The sequence below is a fragment of the Mycobacterium sp. 852002-30065_SCH5024008 genome (assembly GCF_001665645.1).
Classification (GTDB): domain Bacteria; phylum Actinomycetota; class Actinomycetes; order Mycobacteriales; family Mycobacteriaceae; genus Mycobacterium; species Mycobacterium paraffinicum.
The window spans coordinates 1-1796 of record NZ_LZSZ01000183.1 but is presented as its reverse complement, the minus strand read 5'-3'; the positions used below and the strand labels follow the sequence as shown (position 1 = coordinate 1796).

Below are 1796 nucleotides of genomic sequence, written 5' to 3'. Positions count from 1 at the left end.
GAAATCCTGGCCGACATCTACGCCCAAATCCTCGGACTCGAACGCGTCGGGGTCGACGACTCGTTCTTCGAACTGGGTGGGGAGTCGTTGTCGGCGATGCGCCTAATCACCGCGATCAACGCCGACCTGAATGCGGGTCTTCCGGTACGCACCATCTTCGAGGCGCCCACCGTGAGAAGCTTGAGCCGGCGAATATCCAGCGATGCTGGGGCGGTGGAGGTAGTTGCCGTTGAGGTGCTCAAGGAGGGTAGCGGGGTTCCGCTGTTCTGTATCCATGATGGTTTCGGCCTTAGCTGGCGAAATCGCGCTCTGGGCGATTATTTGGATTGCCCGATTATTGGGATCAACCAAATAGGGCAAAACGGCGAACCTCAACCTGGATCGATTCATGCCTTGGCGGCCAGCTATGCAGACAGGGTCCAAGCCATTTATCCCGACGGGCCTTACAATATTCTCGGATGGTCTTTTGGGGGCATCGTAGCTCATGAACTCGCCATTGAACTCCGCAGACGAGGGTGTGTAGTCCAACATCTTGTTCTACTAGACGCCACCTTCGGCACCAAGGGCGCCAGCACGGGGAAGGAAGGTATAGACCAGGGTAAAAATGTGGAACACATCTTGCGGGCTAATCGCATAGAAATTTCGTCCCAGTCGGAGCCCCTGACCTATCGGCAGGCTGTGAGATTAATTTATCAAAGAGACGCCGCGGAACTTATTTTTCCACCCAAGCAACTGCTGAAAACCATGGTCCAAAACGTTAATCTTAATCAATCGTATCTGTTAGGGCATGTTCCTGGTGTCTTCGACGGCAGTATTGTCATATTTTCCGCCGCACAGGGCGAAAGCAATCAACGTTTGTCTTTGCTGAAAAGCTGGCGACCTTATGTCGCTGGCGACATTACGGAGCACTCGATTGACTGTACACATCATGAGATGTTGAGTACAAAATCACTTAAGATATATGGAAAGCAGCTCAGACTATTATTAGAGACTTAGGTAATTGGGATTGTTGATTAGCAGTTGAGCATTTCAGTGCGTCTGTTGCTGATCTGCACCGGCCAGTCAGGCCGCCTAACCGAAACTGTCACCTATCCGTGCAGCGGACCCTTGAGCCAACTGACGGTCTCGGCGTGATGCCGTTGGCCGGCGTCCAGTGGGAGCCCGCACTGGTTTGCTTTCGTGGTGCCAATGGTGGTGCTAATATTCGCGGACCGAACGTCGCAGCATGCCGTGTTACGGTTCGTAACGTCCAGCCGACGCCTGAGATGTGGGAACGTCAACGTGTGCAAGCTATTCCGTAGCAACTTGCGCAAGCTCATGCCTTGCTAGTACGCGTATCGGTATGCACTTTGTGGCAAACCTGTGTGTTGCAAGAGGCCGAGTGAGTTCAGCGGCGTGAAGCGGTGTTGACGGCTAAGGCGTTCCCCCTTCGTTACGGTTAGTTGTAACGCAGTATGCGACCGGTGCGGTTGGAACGTTGGCCGGCCTTAGCAAACTGCGCGTTGCCGCCGAAAAGGCGGCGCCGGAGCACAACTGGAATCGCTGGCGGTGCAGGCAGGCGAAATTCGACAGCAGTCGTATATGACTCGTGCTCGATGCCGCGAGTCACGTACCAGTCGCGGTCGATGTCTTTCGCCGGACACCATAGCCGTGGACTCGAGTTTGCGTAATGAGAGCGGCATGCCGGCATTCGAAGTGCTGCCAGCAGCCATCGTCGCAGCTTGCGGTTCAGCCGCGCCGCAACGTATTTGAGGCGTCGCCGCGATCATGACATGAGGATAATTGGGGACTAAAGA

General features: G+C 54.7%; 1 protein-coding gene. It reads left to right on the top strand.

Annotated features, from left to right (window positions below; translation table 11 throughout):
- The coding region (locus A5781_RS25340; RefSeq protein WP_156624991.1) for an alpha/beta fold hydrolase at positions 1 to 996 on the top strand (996 nt) is incomplete at its 5' end.
- Positions 997 to 1796: the final 800 nt, after the last annotated feature.